This is a genomic window from Clostridium omnivorum, from assembly GCF_026012015.1.
Lineage (GTDB): Bacteria > Bacillota > Clostridia > Clostridiales > Clostridiaceae > Clostridium_AX > Clostridium_AX omnivorum.
Genome location: NZ_BRXR01000001.1, coordinates 1111580 through 1131216 on the forward strand (window position 1 = coordinate 1111580; position 19637 = coordinate 1131216).

The 19637-nt window shown below is 35.3% G+C and carries 23 protein-coding genes and 1 pseudogene; 7 read left to right on the top strand and 17 right to left on the bottom strand.

The window, feature by feature from the left end:
* Positions 1 to 6 precede the first annotated feature (6 nt).
* Entirely contained in the window at positions 7 to 870 is an 864-nt protein-coding gene (locus bsdE14_RS05105; RefSeq protein ID WP_264848885.1) for an Hsp33 family molecular chaperone HslO, read from the bottom strand.
* Between the two features lie 227 nt (positions 871 to 1097).
* On the opposite strand from bsdE14_RS05105, the gene bsdE14_RS05110 reads away from it, so the two are divergent.
* Complete coding sequence (locus bsdE14_RS05110) at positions 1098 to 1496, top strand: hypothetical protein (RefSeq protein ID WP_264848886.1); 399 nt, start codon at positions 1098 to 1100, stop codon at positions 1494 to 1496.
* A gap of 84 nt (positions 1497 to 1580) precedes the next feature.
* Here bsdE14_RS05110 and bsdE14_RS05115 read toward each other — a convergent pair whose 3' ends face one another.
* Positions 1581 to 2543: a helix-turn-helix transcriptional regulator gene (locus bsdE14_RS05115; protein WP_264848887.1), complete on the bottom strand. Its 963-nt coding sequence runs from the start codon at positions 2541 to 2543 to the stop codon at positions 1581 to 1583.
* A gap of 109 nt (positions 2544 to 2652) precedes the next feature.
* Here bsdE14_RS05115 and bsdE14_RS05120 point away from each other — a divergent pair, with 109 nt between their 5' ends.
* Complete coding sequence (locus bsdE14_RS05120) at positions 2653 to 3132, top strand: GyrI-like domain-containing protein (RefSeq protein WP_264848888.1); 480 nt, start codon at positions 2653 to 2655, stop codon at positions 3130 to 3132.
* 105 nt (positions 3133 to 3237) lie between these two features.
* A complete protein-coding gene (locus tag bsdE14_RS05125; protein WP_264848889.1) occupies positions 3238 to 3702 on the top strand; it encodes a DUF8821 family protein in 465 nt (154 codons plus the stop codon).
* 171 nt (positions 3703 to 3873) lie between these two features.
* On the opposite strand, the gene bsdE14_RS05130 is transcribed toward bsdE14_RS05125, so the two are convergent.
* The 12 genes from bsdE14_RS05130 to bsdE14_RS05180 form a co-directional block, all read right to left on the bottom strand.
* Positions 3874 to 4500, bottom strand: a complete 627-nt coding sequence (locus bsdE14_RS05130) for a Vat family streptogramin A O-acetyltransferase (RefSeq protein WP_264848890.1) — start codon at positions 4498 to 4500, stop codon at positions 3874 to 3876.
* Positions 4501 to 4505: 5 nt separating this feature from the next.
* On the bottom strand, positions 4506 to 4871 hold the full coding sequence (locus tag bsdE14_RS05135; protein ID WP_264848891.1) for a DUF4180 domain-containing protein: 366 nt from the start codon (positions 4869 to 4871) through the stop codon (positions 4506 to 4508).
* A gap of 163 nt (positions 4872 to 5034) precedes the next feature.
* Entirely contained in the window at positions 5035 to 6192 is a 1158-nt protein-coding gene (locus bsdE14_RS05140) for an alpha/beta hydrolase family protein (RefSeq protein ID WP_264848892.1), read from the bottom strand.
* A gap of 58 nt (positions 6193 to 6250) precedes the next feature.
* Positions 6251 to 8857: a phosphoenolpyruvate synthase gene (ppsA, locus tag bsdE14_RS05145; RefSeq protein WP_264848893.1), complete on the bottom strand. Its 2607-nt coding sequence runs from the start codon at positions 8855 to 8857 to the stop codon at positions 6251 to 6253.
* Between the two features lie 365 nt (positions 8858 to 9222).
* The gene (locus bsdE14_RS05150; protein WP_264848894.1) at positions 9223 to 9987 is read right to left on the bottom strand and encodes an ABC transporter permease; all 765 of its coding nucleotides are present in this window, start codon (positions 9985 to 9987) and stop codon (positions 9223 to 9225) included.
* A complete protein-coding gene (locus bsdE14_RS05155) occupies positions 9988 to 10749 on the bottom strand; it encodes an ABC transporter ATP-binding protein (RefSeq protein ID WP_264848895.1) in 762 nt (253 codons plus the stop codon).
* Between the two features lie 190 nt (positions 10750 to 10939).
* Complete coding sequence (locus bsdE14_RS05160) at positions 10940 to 11134, bottom strand: cysteine-rich KTR domain-containing protein (RefSeq protein WP_264848896.1); 195 nt, start codon at positions 11132 to 11134, stop codon at positions 10940 to 10942.
* A 12-nt stretch (positions 11135 to 11146) separates the two neighbouring features.
* On the bottom strand, positions 11147 to 11497 hold the full coding sequence (locus bsdE14_RS05165) for a DUF1048 domain-containing protein (protein ID WP_264848897.1): 351 nt from the start codon (positions 11495 to 11497) through the stop codon (positions 11147 to 11149).
* A 9-nt stretch (positions 11498 to 11506) separates the two neighbouring features.
* Positions 11507 to 11854 carry a DUF1048 domain-containing protein gene (locus bsdE14_RS05170; RefSeq protein ID WP_264848898.1) on the bottom strand — a complete coding sequence of 116 codons (348 nt, stop codon included), beginning with the start codon at positions 11852 to 11854 and terminating at the stop codon, positions 11507 to 11509.
* Complete coding sequence (locus bsdE14_RS05175) at positions 11854 to 12180, bottom strand: PadR family transcriptional regulator (RefSeq protein WP_494337211.1); 327 nt, start codon at positions 12178 to 12180, stop codon at positions 11854 to 11856. Before bsdE14_RS05175 ends, bsdE14_RS05170 begins: the two co-directional genes overlap by 1 nt.
* A gap of 449 nt (positions 12181 to 12629) precedes the next feature.
* Entirely contained in the window at positions 12630 to 12695 is a 66-nt protein-coding gene (locus tag bsdE14_RS22350; RefSeq protein ID WP_309298134.1) for a DUF2200 family protein, read from the bottom strand.
* Positions 12696 to 12744: 49 nt separating this feature from the next.
* Positions 12745 to 13569 (bottom strand): class I SAM-dependent methyltransferase, encoded by an 825-nt coding sequence (locus bsdE14_RS05180; RefSeq protein WP_264848899.1) that lies wholly within the window; start codon positions 13567 to 13569, stop codon positions 12745 to 12747.
* 257 nt (positions 13570 to 13826) lie between these two features.
* Here bsdE14_RS05180 and bsdE14_RS05185 point away from each other — a divergent pair, with 257 nt between their 5' ends.
* Positions 13827 to 14426, top strand: a complete 600-nt coding sequence (locus bsdE14_RS05185; RefSeq protein ID WP_264848900.1) for a TetR/AcrR family transcriptional regulator — start codon at positions 13827 to 13829, stop codon at positions 14424 to 14426.
* Positions 14427 to 14563: 137 nt separating this feature from the next.
* Here the strand turns inward: bsdE14_RS05185 and bsdE14_RS05190 are convergent, their stop codons facing one another.
* Both bsdE14_RS05190 and bsdE14_RS05195 read right to left on the bottom strand, forming a co-directional pair.
* The gene (locus bsdE14_RS05190) at positions 14564 to 16960 is read right to left on the bottom strand and encodes a PEP/pyruvate-binding domain-containing protein (RefSeq protein WP_264848901.1); all 2397 of its coding nucleotides are present in this window, start codon (positions 16958 to 16960) and stop codon (positions 14564 to 14566) included.
* A 20-nt stretch (positions 16961 to 16980) separates the two neighbouring features.
* Positions 16981 to 17604, bottom strand: coding sequence for a TetR/AcrR family transcriptional regulator (locus tag bsdE14_RS05195; protein WP_264848902.1), 624 nt, complete (start codon positions 17602 to 17604; stop codon positions 16981 to 16983).
* 204 nt (positions 17605 to 17808) lie between these two features.
* Here bsdE14_RS05195 and bsdE14_RS05200 point away from each other — a divergent pair, with 204 nt between their 5' ends.
* The 3 genes and pseudogenes from bsdE14_RS05200 to bsdE14_RS05210 form a co-directional block, all read left to right on the top strand.
* The gene (locus bsdE14_RS05200; protein WP_264848903.1) at positions 17809 to 18036 is read left to right on the top strand and encodes a helix-turn-helix transcriptional regulator; all 228 of its coding nucleotides are present in this window, start codon (positions 17809 to 17811) and stop codon (positions 18034 to 18036) included.
* Positions 18029 to 18379, top strand: coding sequence for a hypothetical protein (locus tag bsdE14_RS05205; protein ID WP_264848904.1), 351 nt, complete (start codon positions 18029 to 18031; stop codon positions 18377 to 18379). The genes bsdE14_RS05200 and bsdE14_RS05205 overlap by 8 nt, the downstream gene beginning before the upstream one ends.
* 489 nt (positions 18380 to 18868) lie before the next feature.
* Positions 18869 to 19324: pseudogene (locus tag bsdE14_RS05210) on the top strand (DUF6512 family protein); the annotation flags it as partial.
* A gap of 22 nt (positions 19325 to 19346) precedes the next feature.
* On the opposite strand, the gene bsdE14_RS22385 reads toward bsdE14_RS05210, so the two are convergent.
* Entirely contained in the window at positions 19347 to 19565 is a 219-nt protein-coding gene (locus bsdE14_RS22385) for a TspO/MBR family protein (protein ID WP_350339556.1), read from the bottom strand.
* Positions 19566 to 19637: the final 72 nt, after the last annotated feature.

The following is a 19637-nucleotide window of genomic DNA, read 5'->3' on the forward strand; positions in this document are numbered from 1 at the left end:
TTTTATCTATTGTACAAGATTTTTTATTTCCTGCGGACTAAAAGAATACTTTTTTCCGCAAACATTACATACAATCTCTATTGACTTTTCACTTTTATATGCATCAACCAGTTCTTCCCTATTTAGCGAATACAGCATAGGATAAAAAAATTCTTTCGAACACCCACAAAGAAATTGAACTGGATATTGTTCTACTATTTCAATATCCCTAAATAATAAGTGAGGTATTTCTTTAAAATTCTTTCTATCATTAAAATTTGATAGAATCAATTGATTTTCAAAAGTAATTTCTTTTATAGTATCAATAAGACTAATAGGAGCACCTGGAAGCAGTTGAGCCATTATACCTCTAGATAAAATAATTTCGTTATCTTCATTATAAACCATATTTACTGAGAAGAAAGTATCAGTCTGCTCACTTTGTTTAAAATAGTATGAAAAATCATCAACAATGTTTCTATAAGGCATATCAGTGACGCCTGTAAAAACGCTGTGCATTCCTATATCCTTCATTACTTGAATATACCCCTTGTCCCCTATTAATTCCTCAACAGATAAATTATTTATAGTATCTAAAGGTTCATTTAATAATGCATCACTAATATAACCGCGAATATTTCCCATTGAATCTACGTCTGCAAATATTTTATGCTGACTATTACTTGCATTAACCTTTATACTAACTCTTTGGTTACCTTTTAGAGTTGCCGATATTAAAGTTCCAATTGATACTGTTTTGCCCAGTGCAGTTTTTAAAGTATTACTTATATTTTTATTATTGCATATCTCCTTTATCATATCTGTATTTTCCATGAAAAAAATACGTACTTGTTTATTGTAAGCTAATGTTTTTAAAATATAATTATTCATTTTAATTTAATTCCTTTCTATTTTTTTAGTTTTCTCCTAGTTATATATTGGTAATCTTCCAAGCAGCTTCTTCACACCTTACGTAAGGTTATAAGGTAGTAAATAAATCATACAACCTCACGTAGGGTGAGGTTCAAGAGTTTTTTTCAATTTTTTTAATTTATTATCACTGGATAAATCTCTATCATATACTGTAGCACAAGCATAAAGTAAAGGAGTTTAAAATATTGACAAATAATTATATGCCTCCGCCCCAGTTTTTTCCTGGTTCTGATGCAATATCAATAGTAAATCATCCACCTGAAATTCATCCAGGCACTCCTGTGAAAATAGTCAAACCTTGGTTTGGAAATCTGTGTGCAGTTCAATTACCCAACGGCATGATTCATCGTTGGTTTGCATGGTTTGAGCTAAAACCAGAAGGCCCTTATACAAATATCCCTCTCGCTCCGGGCAGCTATGCTAGGGTAATAAATTCAACTGGACATGGCAACCCTCCACATGTAAAAGTTGGTACAAAAGTAAAAATTGTAAAATGCATTCCTACAATCTTCTATGATTCAATGCTAAGCAGCGGTGAATATCACAGATGGTTAGCTGAGTTTGAACTAGCAAACCCAATTTAAAATACTTAAATAAAAAATACCCTTAGTCAGGGTATTTTTTATTTAAGCAACCTGTTATGCAGTTTAACAATACACTTATGCTGTTTATGGCCAGTATAAGCGCAGCCTCTCTTGTAGGCCTTCTAAGACTTCTTCTGGAACTTCCCTTACCTTAATATCCTCCCCTAGGAAGAGCAGCCAATTTGTTATTTCAATCAATTCTTCTTGCTTATTAACATTGATAAAAGCCTTTGTGATAGCTGTGGTTTGGTAAGGATTCGTATAAGAAATTGAAACCTTTAAAGGATGGTATTTTTTGAACTGGGCAACAGCTTCAGGGCCTAGTTCAAGCACAAGGTTCATTTCTTCTTCCTGTTTACTTAGTTTTTCTAAAATCTTTTTCTTACTTAATCTTTTTTTGGACTCGTAGGGTTTCACATCGCTGAGATGATCCACTGGAAAAATATGCTTCATTTCTTCCTTCAAGTCAAAGCCTTCAATAAGCCAAAGTCCTTTTTCATGATAAAGGTGCAGAAGATAAATTGGATAAGTCTTCATTACCTCCTCTTCTTCGATAGTAATTAATAAATAGTTATCCAAAAGTAGGACTTGTATGAGTTTTTCTAGTATAGGATGTGGGATATCTGAAAGATTAAGTAAGTCTGGATTATAGGGGTTGGTCCCCTCAAAAAGCAAGACTTGATTTAAAAGAACAAGATCATCTTGCTGACTTTCTGAAATAAGACCTAGTAATTTTTCAGCTAAGGACTGACGGCTCTTTAGATATGGGAGTTGTTGATTTCTTGTGGCCATAAATGCAATAAAAAGAGCCTTGACCTCATTATCAGTAAATCGAACAACGGGCAGAACAGAATTGTGCATAACAAAATATCCCCCATCCCTTCCAACTTCAGAGACAAGCGGCATGCCCATGGCCTGAATTTCTTCTATATCTCTCATAGCTGTGGAGCGAGAGATATTAAATTCTCGCATGATTTCAGAAATCGTAAAGTGTCCGCGGTTGTTGATATATCTCATAATTATATTAATACGTTCAACTTTTTTCATAGGGCCTCCTAAACAGTATCATTTTTTGATACAATTTAAAGTTATTATAAATCCATCAAGTGAAGAACACAAGTCATTTGAATAATTATAAAAAAGGAAGGTTTTCAATATGGCAGATTATACACTAGAAGAAAAAGATAGTTTCACTGTTTTAGGTTTCGGAATTGAGCTTAAGAGCAATTATACAGACTTTGCTGGCTTAAACAAGGAAAAATCAGAATTTTGGAAGGCAATCAGCCAAGATGGAAGGCTTGACACTTTAAAAGCCCTGGCAGTAAATGACTACATTTTTTCCGTGAATGAAGCCGTAAATAACAAGCTGATGCATTATGCTGGAGTTATGACAGATACATCGGTATCAGAAGAAGCCAGAGTTATCCAATTTCCTAAAAGTGAATATTTAGTTGTTAAAGGTGAAGGAACAACGGCTGAAGAATTGAATACTAAGCTTACTGGTATCGCCTTTGGTCAAGTCTTACCAGAAGCAAAGAATTTTGCCTATGTTGGCGGGCCAAATGCAATGGCTGTGATGGGGCAGCGAAACGGTGTAATTTTTGGTGAAATGTGGATTCCTGTTGTTAGGAAATAAAGCTATAAAAAGTGGTTAAAATCTTAAATATATATTTATAAGCAATTTACCATGGAAGCAAGTGGGGCAAATTACCCCGCCTTCCCACTATGAGGAGGAATATAAATGTCTTATATTGTTGATTTTAGAAATGTTTCTACCGTTGGTTTAGAGTCTTCACCTGTAGTAGACGCTCTTGCTGGTTTACGTGCTAATGAAGCCCGTTACTTTATGAACAAATACAAGCATGAATTTGCAGTTGTACCAGCTAGTGAAAGTCAGGACACCCTTGATTATGTGAACCAAATTTTGAAAAAGGAACGAAATATCGAGTTTGCAGCCAAACCTTTAGAAACCTCTCGTTTTCAAGTGGAAAACATCAAATTTACCTATGTATTTTATGAGGATGGTCTTGCGATTAACGTTATGTATACAGTTGATGATCCAAAGAAAAGAGCCGTTGGTCTTAAGCTTTCTGAGGGTATGGAGGTACCAAAGGAGCTAGAAGGGAAGTTTAAGTTTGCTAGACAGAAGTCTAAACTAGCTGGAACAATTAGAGGTTCGTTTTTTGTAATTAAAGGAGAATACTAAGATAAATTTGAAGTAAGTGAAATATTCAAGCAATCTATTGGTTTCCATTTACGTAATTTTAAATCAAACCCTATTTTCAAAAAATGGTTACAGGTTCATAAGTTATGAACCTGTAACCATAAGCTATATCTCCACCACATACTTCATATGCATTTTCATATAAAAATGATATTATAATTTATCTAAACCATTTTCTGATACTAGCTTTTCAAGGTTATTAAATATCTTTTCTTCGTCCCAATTCCACCATTGAAGCTTTAATAAAATTTCAATTTTCTCATCACTAAATCGTTTCTTGATAAACTTGGCTGGATTGCCGCCATAAATGCTATAGGGTTCAACATTTTTCACTACAGTTGAATTAGAAGCAATTATTGCCCCATCGCCGATACTAACTCCCGGCATAATAGTTACATTTTGACCTATCCAAACATCATTGCCAATCACTGTATCACCCTTAAAAGGCAATTGTTCTACTGTAGGAGTGACCTTTTCCCAGCCACCTCCAAATATATTAAATGGATATGTTGTAATCCCATCCATTCTATGGTTTGCTCCATTCATAATAAACTTAATACCTTCTGCAATTGCACAGAACTTGCCTATAATGAGTTTATCCCCTAAGAATTCATAGTGGTGTTCTATGTTATCATAAAATTTCTCTGGAGATTTTTTATTATCACTATAGTAAGTGTAATCTCCAATCTCAACATTGGGTCTTTTAGGCAGATTACTTATATAGCATACTGTCCTAATATTTTCATTTGGATATAGTTTATTTTTATCTGGTCCAAACATAACTTTCACTCCTTACTCAACATTTCAGCTCCCTGCTCTTCATTAGGCACGAAAAATATATGTTTACCTTTGTTACTCTCATAAATAAAATTCTTTAAACTTTTACTTGAGTATACAGAAAAATCTCCCACAATTGCAACTTTAACGTTATAATTAACGAATTTCTGCAAAACTTCTCCAGCTAGTCTGGTCTTTAAATCAAAAAATTCCTCAACTATGGCTGATTTATTTATAATTATTCTATGACAGCCTGTATCGTAATTTATGGTAGCCATTAAATCCAGAGCAGACTGAACATCATTAATCAATACCTCATGGCTATTAACAACAGCAATTTCAAACTTATTTTTTTGTATGATCGTTATATTCATAATTTCCCCCTTTAAAGATTTTTATAAATTATCAGCTTCCGTTAGCAGCGAAACCATACTCAGCATTTCTTCAGTAAACTTCATTGCTCCCCATAGCATAATTCTTAACCTATCTTCTTTTTCATAATATTTCGTATTCACTGTTGAATTCCCTAGGCTAGCGTCACTTTTGATCTAGTAAATTGCTATCCACATTTTTAAGGTATTTATCAAAAAAAGTAGCTATATATGAATTTGTTATTTGTAAACCCCGCTCCCAATTTATAGTACCGTAAATACCCATAGCTTTTAAAATAGGCGAGAAAAACAATGTGTTATCCGTAAAGCTAAAATGCGCTGCCTTTGGTATTTCTATAATGTATCTATCCTTATTTATGCTGTTATAGAAGTCATGGATTTTATTGTTTTCCAGAAGGTCAATCTCATTTTGTCCATGTTGACTCATAATAAACATCAACGGCTTTTGAGGACTTTTTTGCACTCCATATAAATATCCATCTATATCTATACTTGCTTTTATTCTCTCATCTGTAGCACTTGCTTCAGCAGAGGCAGCACCTCCAAAGGAGTGTCCAAAGGCACCTACATGTTCCATATCCACATGCTCTGTCCACATATTCCCCTTCACTAAGCTCATTTCACTGAATTTACTTATTGCAAAGCTCATATCCTTTGACCAGGTTTTCACTAGCTTTAAACCAGCATCATTTAACTCTTTATCAGTGGCATCACCTTCAGGCATAGAACCCTTAGAGGTTTTATAGGCTGTACTACCATCTGAAAACACAACAAAATCCGAACTGAACGTTGGATTTATTGCTAAGACAATGTATCCATGACTTGCAAGATTTTCTGCCAGTGCTGTATAGTTAAACACTATTTTACCCATTCCAGGTTCAAAAACTACCAAAGGATACTTAGCTTGCTTGGTGGATAAAAGAGCCTCCTCATAGGAATTAGTCTGGATTTTTGTTAAGTTCTGCTGCAAATATATCATCATACCAGCACTTTTTTCCTGCTCAGTTTTCCACCTGCCGGGCAAGTACTCTGCCTTTTTAGTATTTTCTTTTAAATCCGCTGGATACCAAACCCATACATCTAACTTTCTTTTACTGCCATTAGCTTCGGTAAAAGTTTCATTCCTTGAAGGGTCAATCCAGTCATAAGTTGTTCTCCCTACTGCATAGGAGCCTGTGGGTTTAGGCAATGCAACAATTTTATTTCTCTCATTTAAAAAATATATTGACACTGAAGCTAGTAAAATCACAACAGCTGTTATTACGTATAAAAAGGGTTTTAATATGAGTTTTTTTGGAATCATATATATTAATTCTCCTCGATTAATTTACTTTTTAAATTAAAAACTTCCACTTATATTATTATAGAATTTCTACATACCCTTCTGTTCCATGCACTCGAATTCTTTGCCCATCTTTTATAAGTTTGGTAGCATTTTCGACTCCCACAACTGCTGGCAACCCATATTCACGTGCGATAACTGCTCCATGGGTCATCAGCCCACCAACTTCGGTGACTAAGCCTTTTATGGATACAAACAATGGTGTCCAGCTAGGATCTGTAAAGGAAGTAACTAATATATCTCCATCTTCTAGTTCAGCATCTTCCATGTTTAGGATGACACGTGCTCTTCCCTCAAAACTTCCAGAAGAAACAGCTAGACCTGCAATAGCGCCGGTTGGTAGATTTTCTCGTTTGTACTCACCAGAGAGTGTTTCACCCTCAGAGGTTATCACACGTGGAGGTGTTAGTTTTTCATATAATTTATGTTCATCTTTTCGTTTGTTTATAATCTGATAATCCAGTTTTTTTGTGCGTACTACCTGTTGAAGTTCTTCAAAAGTGAGGTAGTAAATATCTTCTTTTTCATGGATAACTTCCTTTTGTACCAGTTGTTCTGCTTCTTTCATTAAAGCCTGCTTATAAACAAAGTAGCGACTAACCATGCCGTATTTTGGGTACTCACGGTAACCGATAAAATTCCGAATAAGGTCAATCATTCGTTTTGTCTCCTTGGCCTTTTGTTCACCATCAGATAATTGCCTTAATCGATCCAATAACTCTTTTTCTTTTTTCAAAGCTTCCTGTCGCCCTTGCTCAAATTTCCTTTTGCCAGCATTTGTGTCAAAGTTTTTGATGTTGCTGAGAAGCATAGGGACAAGTGTAATTGGCTTTTCGCTGAAGCGAGTTCTGGTAATATCTATTTCTCCACTGCATCGCATTCCGTATTTGCTCAGATAAGACATTATTGCATCCCTAGCCTTTTGTCCGCCATCAAACTTAACTAATTCCTCCAAAAAGTTATTATCTTTTGCATGTTGTAAATATTCAATTACTTCCGGATATGGACGAATCACATCTGCCACATCCATTAGTTCCAGACCCATTTCCGAGGTAATATTGTTTGGTACAGATTGAGAAAGGATATCTGCTGCATTTTTTTCACCTAACCACTGGTTCATTTTTTCATTAATCCAAAATGAAGCATTTATAGCAGCCATAAATACAGCTGTACTTTGTGGGTCAAATAAAATCTTCTTTAATTCCTTTATATCTTCCATAATAAAATCAATTAAATCCGATCCTGATTTCCTTTGAATTTTTTGTTTTAACTCCTCAATAGAGACTTCACTCTTCTTAATCAAATCGGAAACTATTCTGGGATTACTTTCGATTTGTGAATCCACAGACGGCTCACCTTTATTGCTTTTACTGTCACTGTGTTCCTCTTTATCGTTTGGTAAACATTTTATGAAATCTCGCTCTATTATAGTCATAAGCGCGTCTTTCATTAGTGGATCGTGTTGTCCCATATTATTTAATAGCATTTTTCTGCTGTCAGGTGAAGCCAGCATTTGTGTGACATCAACAAACAATCTTCCACCAGCTTTAACCCTGTGACCAAAAGATATTAACTCCATTAAAGATATTCCTAGTGGTTTCAAGGGATCTGTCATCATTTGTTGATGTCCCACAGATACATAAACATGATTTTCTTCATCATTTACTTCAGGGATAGGGTATAAAGTAGTGATTGGCCGACTTTGAACAATATAAAAGGTATCGTGATTCAAACACCATTCAATGTCTTGAGGTCGTCCGAAATGTTCTTCTATCCTTCTGCCCATGTTCGTGAGGCTCAAAATCTGTTCATCCGTAAGTGCATGCCTATTTTGCATTTCAGGCTCAAGCTCCTGTTGTTTCGTACCGCCATGCTTTAAAGCATAAATAGCAAGCTTCTTGGTGGATATCTTCTTATCCACAATCTTACCGTTCTTAACTTTATAGTTATCTGCATTCACAAGACCGGAAACCAAGGCCTCGCCAAGTCCGAAGCTGGCATCAATGGATGACACCTTCCTATTAGAAGTTACAGGATCGGCAGTAAACAAAATTCCTGACACCTCAGGGAAGACCATTTTCTGAACAACCACAGACAGGTACACTTTACGGTGGTCGAAGCCGTTTTGAATACGGTAAGTTACTGCCCTCTCTGTAAACAGCGATGCCCAGCACTTGCTGATGTGCTTTAGGATTGCCTCCCTTCCAATAATGTTCAAATAGGTATCCTGCTGGCCTGCAAAGGAGGCCGTTGGTAAATCCTCTGCAGTTGCGCTGGAACGCACAGCATAGGCCTCTTTTTCACCAAACTTTGAGAAATAACCCACAATCTCTTCTTCTATATCCTTAGGAATAGATATTCTTTCAATAACCACGCGAACTTTCTTACTAACTTCAGCAACTTTTTCCCTATCTTCTAATCTAAGCTGCGATAATTCCTGTAATAAATCATTAAATTCCTCATTATTTTCAGTTATCTTTTTATATGCTTCTGTAGTAACACAAAAGCCTTCCGGTACTAGGATTCCATGAGTCTTGGATAATTCCCCAAGGTTGGCACCCTTTCCCCCCACCGTTGAAAGCTTTGTTTTATCAATTTCCTGAAAGCTAAGCACATACGAATTCATATATATTCTCCTTCCTACTTTTTAGGTATAGGTGAAGCACTTCTCTATTAATTGATGACTGTTCCTATAATACACACAATAAGCACAAATTATAAGTCTGTTTTTTAAAAATTTCGTATGATATAATAGAAGTAGGGGAGCAGTTTACTGCAAGTTGTCTGTTCTCAATTAACAATTATGCAAAACCCTATCCATAATGCAAATCTCATTAGCTTTTAATATAAATTAGGCCAGTAAAATAAAAGTCCCCTTAAACTATCAGTTCAAGGGAACATAATACACATCGTTAATATTTATCCAAATTCTATAAAACAAAATTTTCTTGAAAATCTTGAAGCTATTAGGAACAAACTGAAATAAATAGGTTATAATTTCTTATAAATCCTCATTGCAAAGATATAAGCAACAACTATTATTGCTATACACCAAGCCAAAGCAGTCCATATCTCATTTCCTACAGGATGGCTTGCTAATAAATTACGAATAGCTTCTACTATAGGAGTTACAGGTTGATTTTCTGCAAAAGCACGTACTACTTTTGGCATCGTAGCTGTTGGTACAAAGGCAGAACTGACAAATGGTAAAAAGATGATTGGGTAAGAGAACGCGCCTGCACCATCTGGTGTTTTAGCAGCAAGTCCAGCAATTACTGCAATCCAAGTTAAAGCAAGTGTAAATATCCCAAGAATTCCAAATACCGCAAGCCACTCTAAGATTCCTGCTGAAGAACGGAAACCCATTAATAATGCAACAAGTATAATCACTACTACAGAAATTCCATTTGAAATTAGTGAGGTTAATACATGTCCCCATAATACTGTAGAACGAGCGATAGGCATAGAGTGAAAACGTTCAAAAATACCACGCTCTTTATCTATAAACAAACGGTAAGCTACATATGCAATTCCGCTGCCAATAGCCATTAACATTATACCTGGTAATAGATAATTAACATAATTATCTGTACCTGTTTTTATTGCACCACCAAATACATAAACGAATAATAACATCATCGCAATTGGTGTGATACAAACTGTAATAATTGTATCCATACTTCTAAAAATATGACGCATAGAACGTCCAAACATAACACTCATATCTTTGAAAAAATATTTATTTGTAGCATTCATTTAATTCTCCCCCTTTTTACCAATGATTGTAAGAAATATTTCTTCTAATGTCGGTTGTTTCTCCACATATTCAACTTTTGCAGGTGGAAATAATTTTTTGAGTCCCTCTAGTGTATCTAAAGCAATGATTTTTCCTCCATGAAGAATAGCAATTTTATCTGCAAGTTGTTCTGCTTCCTCTAAATATTGAGTGGTCAAGAATACTGTAGTTCCTGTATCAGATAACTCTTTTACAATTTTCCAAACCTCTAAACGTGCTTCTGGATCAAGACCTGTTGTTGGCTCATCTAGGAAAATAATCTTTGGATTTCCCACAAGACTCATTGCAATATCAATTCTTCTTTTCATTCCTCCAGAGTAAGTACCCACCCTACGGTCAGCAGCCTCTGACATACCAAAACGATTAATTAACTCCTCTGCTACTCCATTTGGATTTTTAAGATGTCTAAGTTTTGCTATCATTTGAAGATTTTCACGACCAGTGAAAATTTCATCAATAGCAGCAAACTGGCCAGTAAGGCTGATAGAACCTCTAATTTCCCCTGGATCTTTTTCAATATCAAAACCATTTATCGTAACACTTCCAGCATCTACTTTAAGTAAAGTAGCCATAATTCTAATCATCGTTGTTTTTCCTGCTCCATTGGAACCTAGTAATGCAAAGATACCTCCCTGCTCTACTTCAAAATCTACTCCTTTGAGTACTTCTACATCTTTGTAAGCCTTTTTTACCCCTTTAATTTTTATGATATTTTTTTTCATTTTCTTTCCTCCTTTTAGTCGGAACCCGTGGTTAATTACCCCACTCGCTCCGCTCACAATTTACCCGTTAAAGTCCATTTAGGACTTTAACCCCCTCTACAATATAGTAACCTTATTCAAATCTGCGCCTAACCCTTTCGAGGCAGCTTGATTTGTTTCATAAAGAAAGAGCCGACAACTATGATTTCACTCACGGTTGTCGGCTCTGCATCTTAGTGTCTGGCTCTTTGATAACTGATATATTAAGTTGTTTTGCATTAATTATCGTTTCCTGTTTACACTTAGGACAAAATAGCGGAAAGTTTTCAAGTACCGTATCAATGCCTATTTTAACCCTTGTTTTGTTACCACATACCGGGCATAATATCCACTCGTATTTACACACTCTTCCATCCCCCTACTTTGTTTTATCCGTAACCTTTTTCATGGCCTTATTAACTTCTTGGTCAACAGATTCTTGATAGATGTCAGCATAAGTTTTTGAATCTTTGATTAGCTCGTCGCAGAAAGCTGCTACGTCACTACCTGTCACTTCCAATACGCCTTTTCCTATGGCTGCACCCTCTTCAAAAAGATCGACAATTCCAGAAAGCAAGCCTATGCCTTCGGTTAGCTCAACAGGGCCGACCTTAAATAAATATTTTTGAATCTCTTTATAAACAACCTGATAATCTTTCGGCAGCGCTTTGACACGTGCCATATGAGCTCTCCACTCTTTTTTGCCTTCGATAATATCTTGTATTCTCATTTTACCCTCCTATTTACCTAATTTTTTAGCGATATTATTGTTGAGCTGCTTGCGCCACCTGTCGCGGTAAGACTTTGACCCTTCTTCACCAGCCAGCGCTGAACAGAAGCCACTGATATCGTCACCTAAAACCTCTTGAACATTCTGACCATCCGCCGCTGATTCTTCAAGTAATCCAAGCACACCATCAAGAATTGGCATCAGGTTACGACCGGTGAAGTCTGAGTGCGGCCAAAGATTAGCTTTAATTTTTTCCCATGCCGCTTGATACTCAGCAGGCAGATTTTTGGCGCGTAATTCAAAAGCTTTCAATTCTTTAGTCATATCGCTTCCCGTAACTTTTTCCCAAAAATTCATTATTTCCTCTCCTTTAACTCATTAATTTTTGATGATACGAACTCCCATCTTTCCCAGAACTTCCGCAGCTCTTCACGTCCAGCGTCGTTGAGCTTGAAAAACTTTCTCGGCGGTCCCATATCGGATGGCTTTTTCGTAATTTCCACCAACTTATTTTTCTCGAGCCGTACCAAAATGGTATAAACTGTCCCATCCACAACGTCCGAAAATCCGAGGTCATTCAGTCGCCGTGTAATCTCATAACCGTAGGTTTCCTCATGGCTGATGATTTCAAGAACACAGCCTTCCAGTGCGCCTTTGAGCATTTCCGTAAGATTCTCCAACATAACCCCTCCTCACTATTCTGTATCACTGGTATTCAGTATTACTTACTACAGCTATATAGTATCACGTAGTAGTGATGATGTCAATATGATATATTTATTTTTTTCAGCTAGATTTAACTCACTACATCTTTATATTTAACGTTTGATTGTATTCAAATTCTATATAATTGGATTACCCTATATCATCATAAATACACAAAACCTATATATTTACGCAAATATCCATATTTCTGCGTAAATATATGCCCCCTGAAGCAATATTCCCCCAAACTATTAGTCTGGGGGAATTTATTTTATAATTGTAACGTATTTTTCTATTATCATAAGTTGCTCATATAATTTAGAGCTTCTTATTCAAAGTACTCCTTTTGTATATCAATAACTATTAGAGCTTTTTTCACTTCTACAACCTCCTCTATTTAGCTTTACTAAATCTTATATTATTCCAGTTATTCTTTCCTCAAAATCTTATTCATCGCTTTTCCCTTTGCTACCTCATCGATTAGCTTATCCAAATATTAGACAGCTTTACTTCGTATCTAGCACAATATTATTAGTATATCACTAAAATTGGTAACGAAGAATTCTCCCACCCTCTCTTTTCATATTGCTGCTTAACGACATTACTGCAGCCAGCATACGGAATCCCCACGGCATTTTTGCGGCAAAAGCAGATTCTATAAGGAATGCCTCCTCGATTAAATTAAGTCGTGGAGCCCAGCGTTCTGGCTCTCTTGGATCATCAAATCCCATATTTGCTTCAATTCCGATTGCTTTAATTGATGGAGTATTCTTCATAAGCTTCACAGCTAATGTAGTATATCCGTTGAAGGCTATCTCACCAGTTTGAAAATAGTTTGTAAGTCTGTTAAATAGCTCTTTTATGTCCTTTTCCCCAATGAATGGTAATACCCCGTCTGCAACAATTATAACTGGACGATCATTGGGAATCTTTTTAAGCCATCCTAAATCAAGCAAGGAAGTGCCTAGCATATGGTATCCGCTTTTTTCAGAAAAAAAGTGCTTACGTAAGTTTATAACCTCAGGAAAATCAACATCATACCAACTTACACTATTATGTGTATTTACCCTTAATACCCGGCTATCCAAACCACATCCTAGGTCTAAAACTATAGCATTTTTATGGTTAGCAATAAATCTTTCTATTCGCATGTCCAGTTCTTTTGTTCTTATTGCTGTATTATACTTCTCTTTTGTAACTTTTAAACCTTCAAAATTATAATTGATTCGGCTGACTATATCTTGAGCAGATTTATCATCTAGAATAGGATTTTTTGAAACACTGTCCAAAGCCCTTGCGTATAACGTTATAAAAAGTGTTTCTTCTACTTTTGTAAGATTATTAGTATCGATACGACCTTTATTCATAATAGCATCTCCTTTTAGTAAAAATGTGTGTAAAATTATCATGAATGGTGATTTCTGTCTTACCTCAACATCAACCGGTAATGTACAGGCTTTTTATAAAGAATAGAATGTATCCATATAAACGCTTGACATTATGGAATGCAAATCATCATTTTATTCCATATTATCACCACAGCATACTACTGTCAATATATTATGGAGTCAAATTCATTGACTCATTCCATAATATTGATTACAATAGTTAATGAGGTGATACCATGAATGGTTATGAACGTCGAAGAGAACAAAAAAAAGAGGCTATTCTTAAAACCGCTGGCGAGTTATTTTTTCAAAAGGGATATGATGCTGTAAGCACTTCTGAAATTGCTGAAAAGGCAAATGTAGCGCAAAGCAGCATTTATAATTTCTTTGAAAACAAACACGAACTGTATATTATGGCAGTTAAAAGGACAGCAATTCACAATATGGATGAATATGATAAAATTCTTTCATCAGATAACAGTTTTTATGAAAAGTTATCTGATTTTCTTAAATTAAAAATGAATGGTATAAGTTCTGGTAGTAAAGATTTTAATTCTGCTTTAAATATGCAAAATCCTGAAATACAAAATTTTTTAAATAAACTAATAACTACACGGGCAGTACCTATATATCATAAGCTAATCGAACTAGGAAGACTGGAAGGGGCTATTGATCAGGATATAGAATCAGAAACTATTATTGACTACATAAATGGATTTGCCGATGCTATTATGCAACCAAATATCTACAATAAGCTCATAGAAAACGAAAAATATTTTAAAGACTTTTATAGGTTATTTTGGTTTGGTATATCAGGGGGGAAAATAAAGGAGTAACGAAAAAAAAGGAGAACTCCGGACACTTGAAGATTCTCCTTCCTTACTCTTATTATTTTTAATCAATTATTTTAGTTTGAACTTCTGTAGAAGGAAAAAAGCTATCGCTGCATTATGCTTCTTTCAATCTTAAAGGTTCACGCTTGATCAGAAATAGGAACACCAGCAGCTGTTGAATCCAATATTTGCACAACTCCCTGTCCACCATCAACAAGTACTCTATCTCCATTCTTAAGTCGTGTAGTGGCATTGCCGCATCCAACAACAGCAGGAATACCAAGCTCCCTAGCTACAATGGCAGCATGGGATAATGGTGCTCCTATGTCAGTGATAATTGCTGCAGCTTTAGGAAATAGAGGGGTCCATCCTACATTAGTAGTTGATGCTACTAATATTTCACCTGGTTTAAGGTTTTCGCCATCCTCTGGATTAATCAAAACACGCACAACTCCCTCTATTCTGCCTGCTGCTCCAGCATAGCCATTTAGTGTTTCCGAATCAGGCATATTGACAGTTACTAAAGTAGGATCATAATAATCCACTCTTCTGTCTGGATTTTCTACCCATTTAAACGGATCAAATCTTCCACGAATAATTGATGGTAATGGTGGCAGTGTTTTATATTTTTCATAGGTTTTGCGTCTAGCAGGAATATGAGTAAGCGCCGATTCGTCCCCAGAGAGCAAATTCAGAACTTCATCTAGGTAGAGAAAAAAAACATTCTCTCCAATTCCTGTGAGCTTTCCCGCTTTAATTGCAAAAGCACGGTTAACCCTGAATACTCTGGTCCATTCTGAACGAGCAGCTTCTCTTAAATAACTGCCTTCGGAAGCATCTGCAATTTGCCTTATAATCTTTTTTGCTTTTCCAGGATAACGTTCCTCAAGTTTTTTTAAAGTTCTTTCGTACTGAGTATGCTGCTTCTTTAGAAGTCCTTCAGCATCTACATCGGACTTTTTAAATTCCTCTATCTGTTTTTCAAGCCAAGCTTGATCCTCTGAAGGATCAGGTATCGATATCTCAAACTCATGAGGACCTCTATGACCATACTTCATTAAATATTCCTCTCTGCTCAATTCTCCCTTAATAATCTTTGATATCCCCACAACTGGACCAAGACTTTCAAGTTCAGAATTTCCCCTTAAATTTGACAGCAGAGTATTTGCGTCTTCCTTTCCTAAAAGCTTTGGAAGTTCTTCATTTAGCTTAAATAATCCCATTAATTTTTTTCGAGGAGCAAACCGGCCAACCCATAACGCTTTACAGTTATAAGGCCAAAGTTCTTCCTTCCAAATATCAAGCAATTCTTTATTGGTCTTTGTTCTATCAATGCGTTCTTTCATAGATCTGCACCAGTTTGGTGTGTCCTTAAGATAATTCGGCATTACCTTCGCAACTTCTTTAGAATTTTTTGAGGTATTCTTTATTCCTGGTATCATTGCTTTTATTAATCCTAATCCAGAATACGGATAAATAGGAATGTTCATTTCTTCTGGCATCTGTCCAAATATATCATTCATTTTTTTCAGCACAGGCTTATAGTCCTTACCAAAGGCAGGATATATTGATAATGCCAGATTAACATTGGAATACATTCTTCCGCATATATTACCGGAAAATAAATAATACCCTGGAACTACCATCTGCTCCTCATCAAGGGCTCTTATTACAGACCAACTTAGCGGAGTAAAAACGTCGGCCATGGCTTCACCCACATTGGTGTTAGTCCATAAGAAGTCTCCATCGAATGAATCATTCAATTCATAGGTATCAGGATTACCAGGCTTTAAGGTTGTAATAGGACGTGCTTGAAGAATATATAATTTCCCCTTTGCAACAGCCCATTCTATATCCTGTTGACTTCCCGATTTCTTCACTAGTTTTGAAGCATATTTATACATCTCTGAGGCATACTTCTTAAAATCACTTGGGCCTTCATATTTTCCTTTTGGCCTCATCAACTTAAAAGGATAAGCATTGGACTCTCCAGATACAAGCTGCTCTCCCAATCCATATACAAAATTACCTGCCATACTTGTGTGGCTGCCTGTAATCGGATCAGCTGTAAAAAGTACCCCCGAAATATCCGACTGGACCATAAGCATAATTACTATTGCAATCTTATGAGACTGTTCCATACCTTGAACAGAACTGTATGCCTTTACTCTCTCCGAATTTCTTGATTTAAAAACAGTATAAATTGCTTCCTGTATCTCTTTATCTGTTTTAACATTAAGAACAGTTTCAAACTCTCCTGCAAAAGAAGCCTGCGCTGAATCTTCACTTAATGCGGATGACCTTACAGCAAACAATGCTCCATCATAATTTTTTCTAATGTTATTTAGATAAACCTTTATCTCATTCCAGGCTTCATCATTAAGCCTTTCCTTCTGAAAGGCGGATGGTAAAACAACGAAACCTTCTGGAACAGGATACCCATCCTGATACATTCTAGCTAAGCTTCCTCCTTTTCCTCCTGCAAATGCCTGAAGCTCTGGAGTCAAATCTTTAAAACCTTTCACCATAATTGACATATTATGCATCTCCCTTTTCCTTACTTATAAAAACTATCCTTTAAAAGTTCAAAATAAGTATCCATCTCCACCAATATTTCATCAAAATTTAGATTAGTTATAGGGTTCTTCTTTATCTTTTCCTTTTCTTTAGCTATAAAACCTTCCATGGTCCAAATAATAACATCTACAGCTCTTTTTATATCAATACCCTCTTTAAATTTGGAAGTATCGAAATTATTTAGTACTTTACTATAGGCATTTATCAAGTATTCTTTATTCCTTGACTCCATGTCATTTTTTACTTCATCGGAGTCTTCAAAATTAGCAGCCTTAACAAATTCAAGCATATCAGGATATTTATTAACTAGCATAAATTCAACTAATAAAACTTGACGCAGCCTTTTTAAGATATCTTTTTCATTCAAATCAATTTTCCCAAAGAACTCATTCATAAGAATCTCTAAAGCATGATCATACAAAAATAAGAACATATCCTTTTTACTATTGAAATAGTGAAATAATGCTCCTTTTGAAATATTAGCTTCCTTAACAATCTCATCTGTGGCTGTATTTTTATACCCTTTTTTTGCGAATTCCTTTATTGCAGCATTTAAAATCCGCTCTTGTTTTTCAGCTTTTAAGCTTAAAAACTTTGTATACATACTGTTCACCTTCCTTATAAAGAAAAAAACGTACATTCATTGACTAAATTGGTCAATCTAAATATAACATTATTGACTGATTTAGTCAACCTCAATATTATAAAATTTTCAATCCAAATTGCGCAAAGTATGCTTATCATAATGCCAAGTTCACTTGACATTGTCTCTGCTTCCTGGTATAATTTACTAATAGGAGGTGTTACTTTGGATGATAAAATTAAGCTAAAAAATCGCTTAAAGGTTGCTAGAGCTGAATTAAATATTTCTCAAGAGCAACTTGCTAATTTAGCAGGTGTTTCTCGACAAACAATAGGTTCAATTGAAACAGGTCAATATTGTCCCACCGCTAAGTTAGCTTTAATACTTTCAAAATGTCTGCACAAAACTTTTGAAGAACTATTTTATATTGAGGAGGAAGATAACAATGTTTAAAAAAGCAAATTCTGAAAACAAAGAGGTCTCCATCTATGGTATTGTCGATGAGCGAACAAAAGCAGTTGTTTATCAAGGAGATGCCTATACTGGGCGATTTATGCTCTTTGCAGTTCTTATTGACGTAGTCCTTCGTGGATTAAAACTCAACATTTCCTTTATAGATTCAAATTGGGACTTAATGTTGATTGTTATAATGGGAGGCCTTATTTCTACAGCTTATCAGATAAAAAATAAAGTTATTTTTAATCGTCCACTTTCAAAAAGTTTCTATTTCGTCATTTTACTTATGGGCTTCAGTGCACTAGCTGCGTTTATTCTTGCTTATCTTATTTCAAAATAGCGGATAGAAACAGCTGTGTTGCTTTCTAAAGCTTCACAGCCTTTTTTCCCAGCAAGCCCTCTCATCCTTTAATTACCAAATTACATTAGCCATCAGCTAGCTTAATTCCAAAACGTTATCTTTCTATCAGCTCATAGTCAATAATAGTTATGCCACTACCGTTAAAGTGCTTCAGCACAATATCAATCTGTTGAAATCCTCTAGTATATCATGGTTATTGGCATCTAACTCATGCGCAAAAGGTATAGTATTCCTATCCAATACTCTCTATTTTTTGTATTTATGTACCCCTGGAACGCAAATCCATAAAACCCTTAGTCCATAAAAACATGAAACACACATTAAAAAAAAGGCTAGATTTCTCTAACCTTTTGATAATAACCTATAAGAGTACCATAAGAGTATTAACAATAACATACATATACTAGAACTTATGTATTACTTTGTAATTTAGCAGTGTGCATAGCTGAATAACACGACTTTTTATATAATTTTACCAGTGCTAATATAATAATTGGTACTATAGCTCCAGTAAATGAAAGTGTCTGGGAACATTTGAAAATGGTTCCTTTACCTGTAATCCTATGGTGGTCAATTTATTATTTTACAGCTGGAGAAATAAATAATATTGATAAAAACAGGTGGTTTATGGGTGCTTTAGTAGCTTTACTTACAGCTTTAATAACAATCCCACTACTGTTTTATTTTTATACTAGAGCTTTTGGAGTAGAGTTATTAGTAGTTGATATTTTATTATTATTTTTAGCACTATTATTGGGTCAGCTAGCAGGTCTTCATTTTTATAAGTACCATAAAGGCATAAATTCACTTATTGCAATAAGTATATTGTTAATAATAATTTTTATTTTTATATTATTTACTTTTTATCCACCGCACTTACCATTATTTAGAGATAGTAATACCGGTAAGTATGGAATATATTAAATTGAGATTGAAAGGCCAATGTCTACGAAAACAGGCCCACTGTGGAATTTAAGTCCGGTGTGACGATGGATGTGAAAAGATAACTATAAAATACAACCGGCCAAAGAAAATTAACAATCAGCTGTACCCAATATAAAGTGATTGCTTTTTTGCGTTCAGGTGTCTCCGGGGTTTGATAAATAGTATAGACCGCAATCCCCATTAGAAGATACAGTATAGGGCAAATGACGCCGAAAAGCATAAAAAAAGCTCGGGTGTCCTTATAGATTGGACATCCGAGCTTTTTTGTCAGTTATTCAAACTCATGACCAGG

What these genes read in the sequence shown, in the direction of transcription:
- bsdE14_RS05150 (WP_264848894.1), bottom strand. Translation starts at nt 9,987, where the DNA reads ATGAATGCTACAAATAAATATTTTTTCAAAGATATGAGTGTTATGTTT.
- bsdE14_RS22385 (WP_350339556.1), bottom strand. Translation starts at nt 19,565, where the DNA reads ATGCTTTTCGGCGTCATTTGCCCTATACTGTATCTTCTAATGGGGATT.
- bsdE14_RS05115 (WP_264848887.1), bottom strand. Translation starts at nt 2,543, where the DNA reads ATGAAAAAAGTTGAACGTATTAATATAATTATGAGATATATCAACAAC.
- bsdE14_RS05155 (WP_264848895.1), bottom strand. Translation starts at nt 10,749, where the DNA reads ATGAAAAAAAATATCATAAAAATTAAAGGGGTAAAAAAGGCTTACAAA.
- bsdE14_RS05180 (WP_264848899.1), bottom strand. Translation starts at nt 13,569, where the DNA reads ATGAATAAAGGTCGTATCGATACTAATAATCTTACAAAAGTAGAAGAA.
- bsdE14_RS05195 (WP_264848902.1), bottom strand. Translation starts at nt 17,604, where the DNA reads ATGTATACAAAGTTTTTAAGCTTAAAAGCTGAAAAACAAGAGCGGATT.
- bsdE14_RS05170 (WP_264848898.1), bottom strand. Translation starts at nt 11,854, where the DNA reads ATGAATTTTTGGGAAAAAGTTACGGGAAGCGATATGACTAAAGAATTG.
- bsdE14_RS05190 (WP_264848901.1), bottom strand. Translation starts at nt 16,960, where the DNA reads ATGTCAATTATGGTGAAAGGTTTTAAAGATTTGACTCCAGAGCTTCAG.
- bsdE14_RS05140 (WP_264848892.1), bottom strand. Translation starts at nt 6,192, where the DNA reads ATGATTCCAAAAAAACTCATATTAAAACCCTTTTTATACGTAATAACA.
- ppsA (WP_264848893.1), bottom strand. Translation starts at nt 8,857, where the DNA reads ATGAATTCGTATGTGCTTAGCTTTCAGGAAATTGATAAAACAAAGCTT.
- bsdE14_RS05125 (WP_264848889.1), top strand. Translation starts at nt 3,238, where the DNA reads ATGTCTTATATTGTTGATTTTAGAAATGTTTCTACCGTTGGTTTAGAG.
- bsdE14_RS05185 (WP_264848900.1), top strand. Translation starts at nt 13,827, where the DNA reads ATGAATGGTTATGAACGTCGAAGAGAACAAAAAAAAGAGGCTATTCTT.
- bsdE14_RS05120 (WP_264848888.1), top strand. Translation starts at nt 2,653, where the DNA reads ATGGCAGATTATACACTAGAAGAAAAAGATAGTTTCACTGTTTTAGGT.
- bsdE14_RS05135 (WP_264848891.1), bottom strand. Translation starts at nt 4,871, where the DNA reads ATGAATATAACGATCATACAAAAAAATAAGTTTGAAATTGCTGTTGTT.
- bsdE14_RS05205 (WP_264848904.1), top strand. Translation starts at nt 18,029, where the DNA reads ATGTTTAAAAAAGCAAATTCTGAAAACAAAGAGGTCTCCATCTATGGT.
- bsdE14_RS05130 (WP_264848890.1), bottom strand. Translation starts at nt 4,500, where the DNA reads ATGTTTGGACCAGATAAAAATAAACTATATCCAAATGAAAATATTAGG.
- bsdE14_RS05175 (WP_494337211.1), bottom strand. Translation starts at nt 12,180, where the DNA reads ATGTTGGAGAATCTTACGGAAATGCTCAAAGGCGCACTGGAAGGCTGT.
- bsdE14_RS05165 (WP_264848897.1), bottom strand. Translation starts at nt 11,497, where the DNA reads ATGAGAATACAAGATATTATCGAAGGCAAAAAAGAGTGGAGAGCTCAT.
- bsdE14_RS05105 (WP_264848885.1), bottom strand. Translation starts at nt 870, where the DNA reads ATGAATAATTATATTTTAAAAACATTAGCTTACAATAAACAAGTACGT.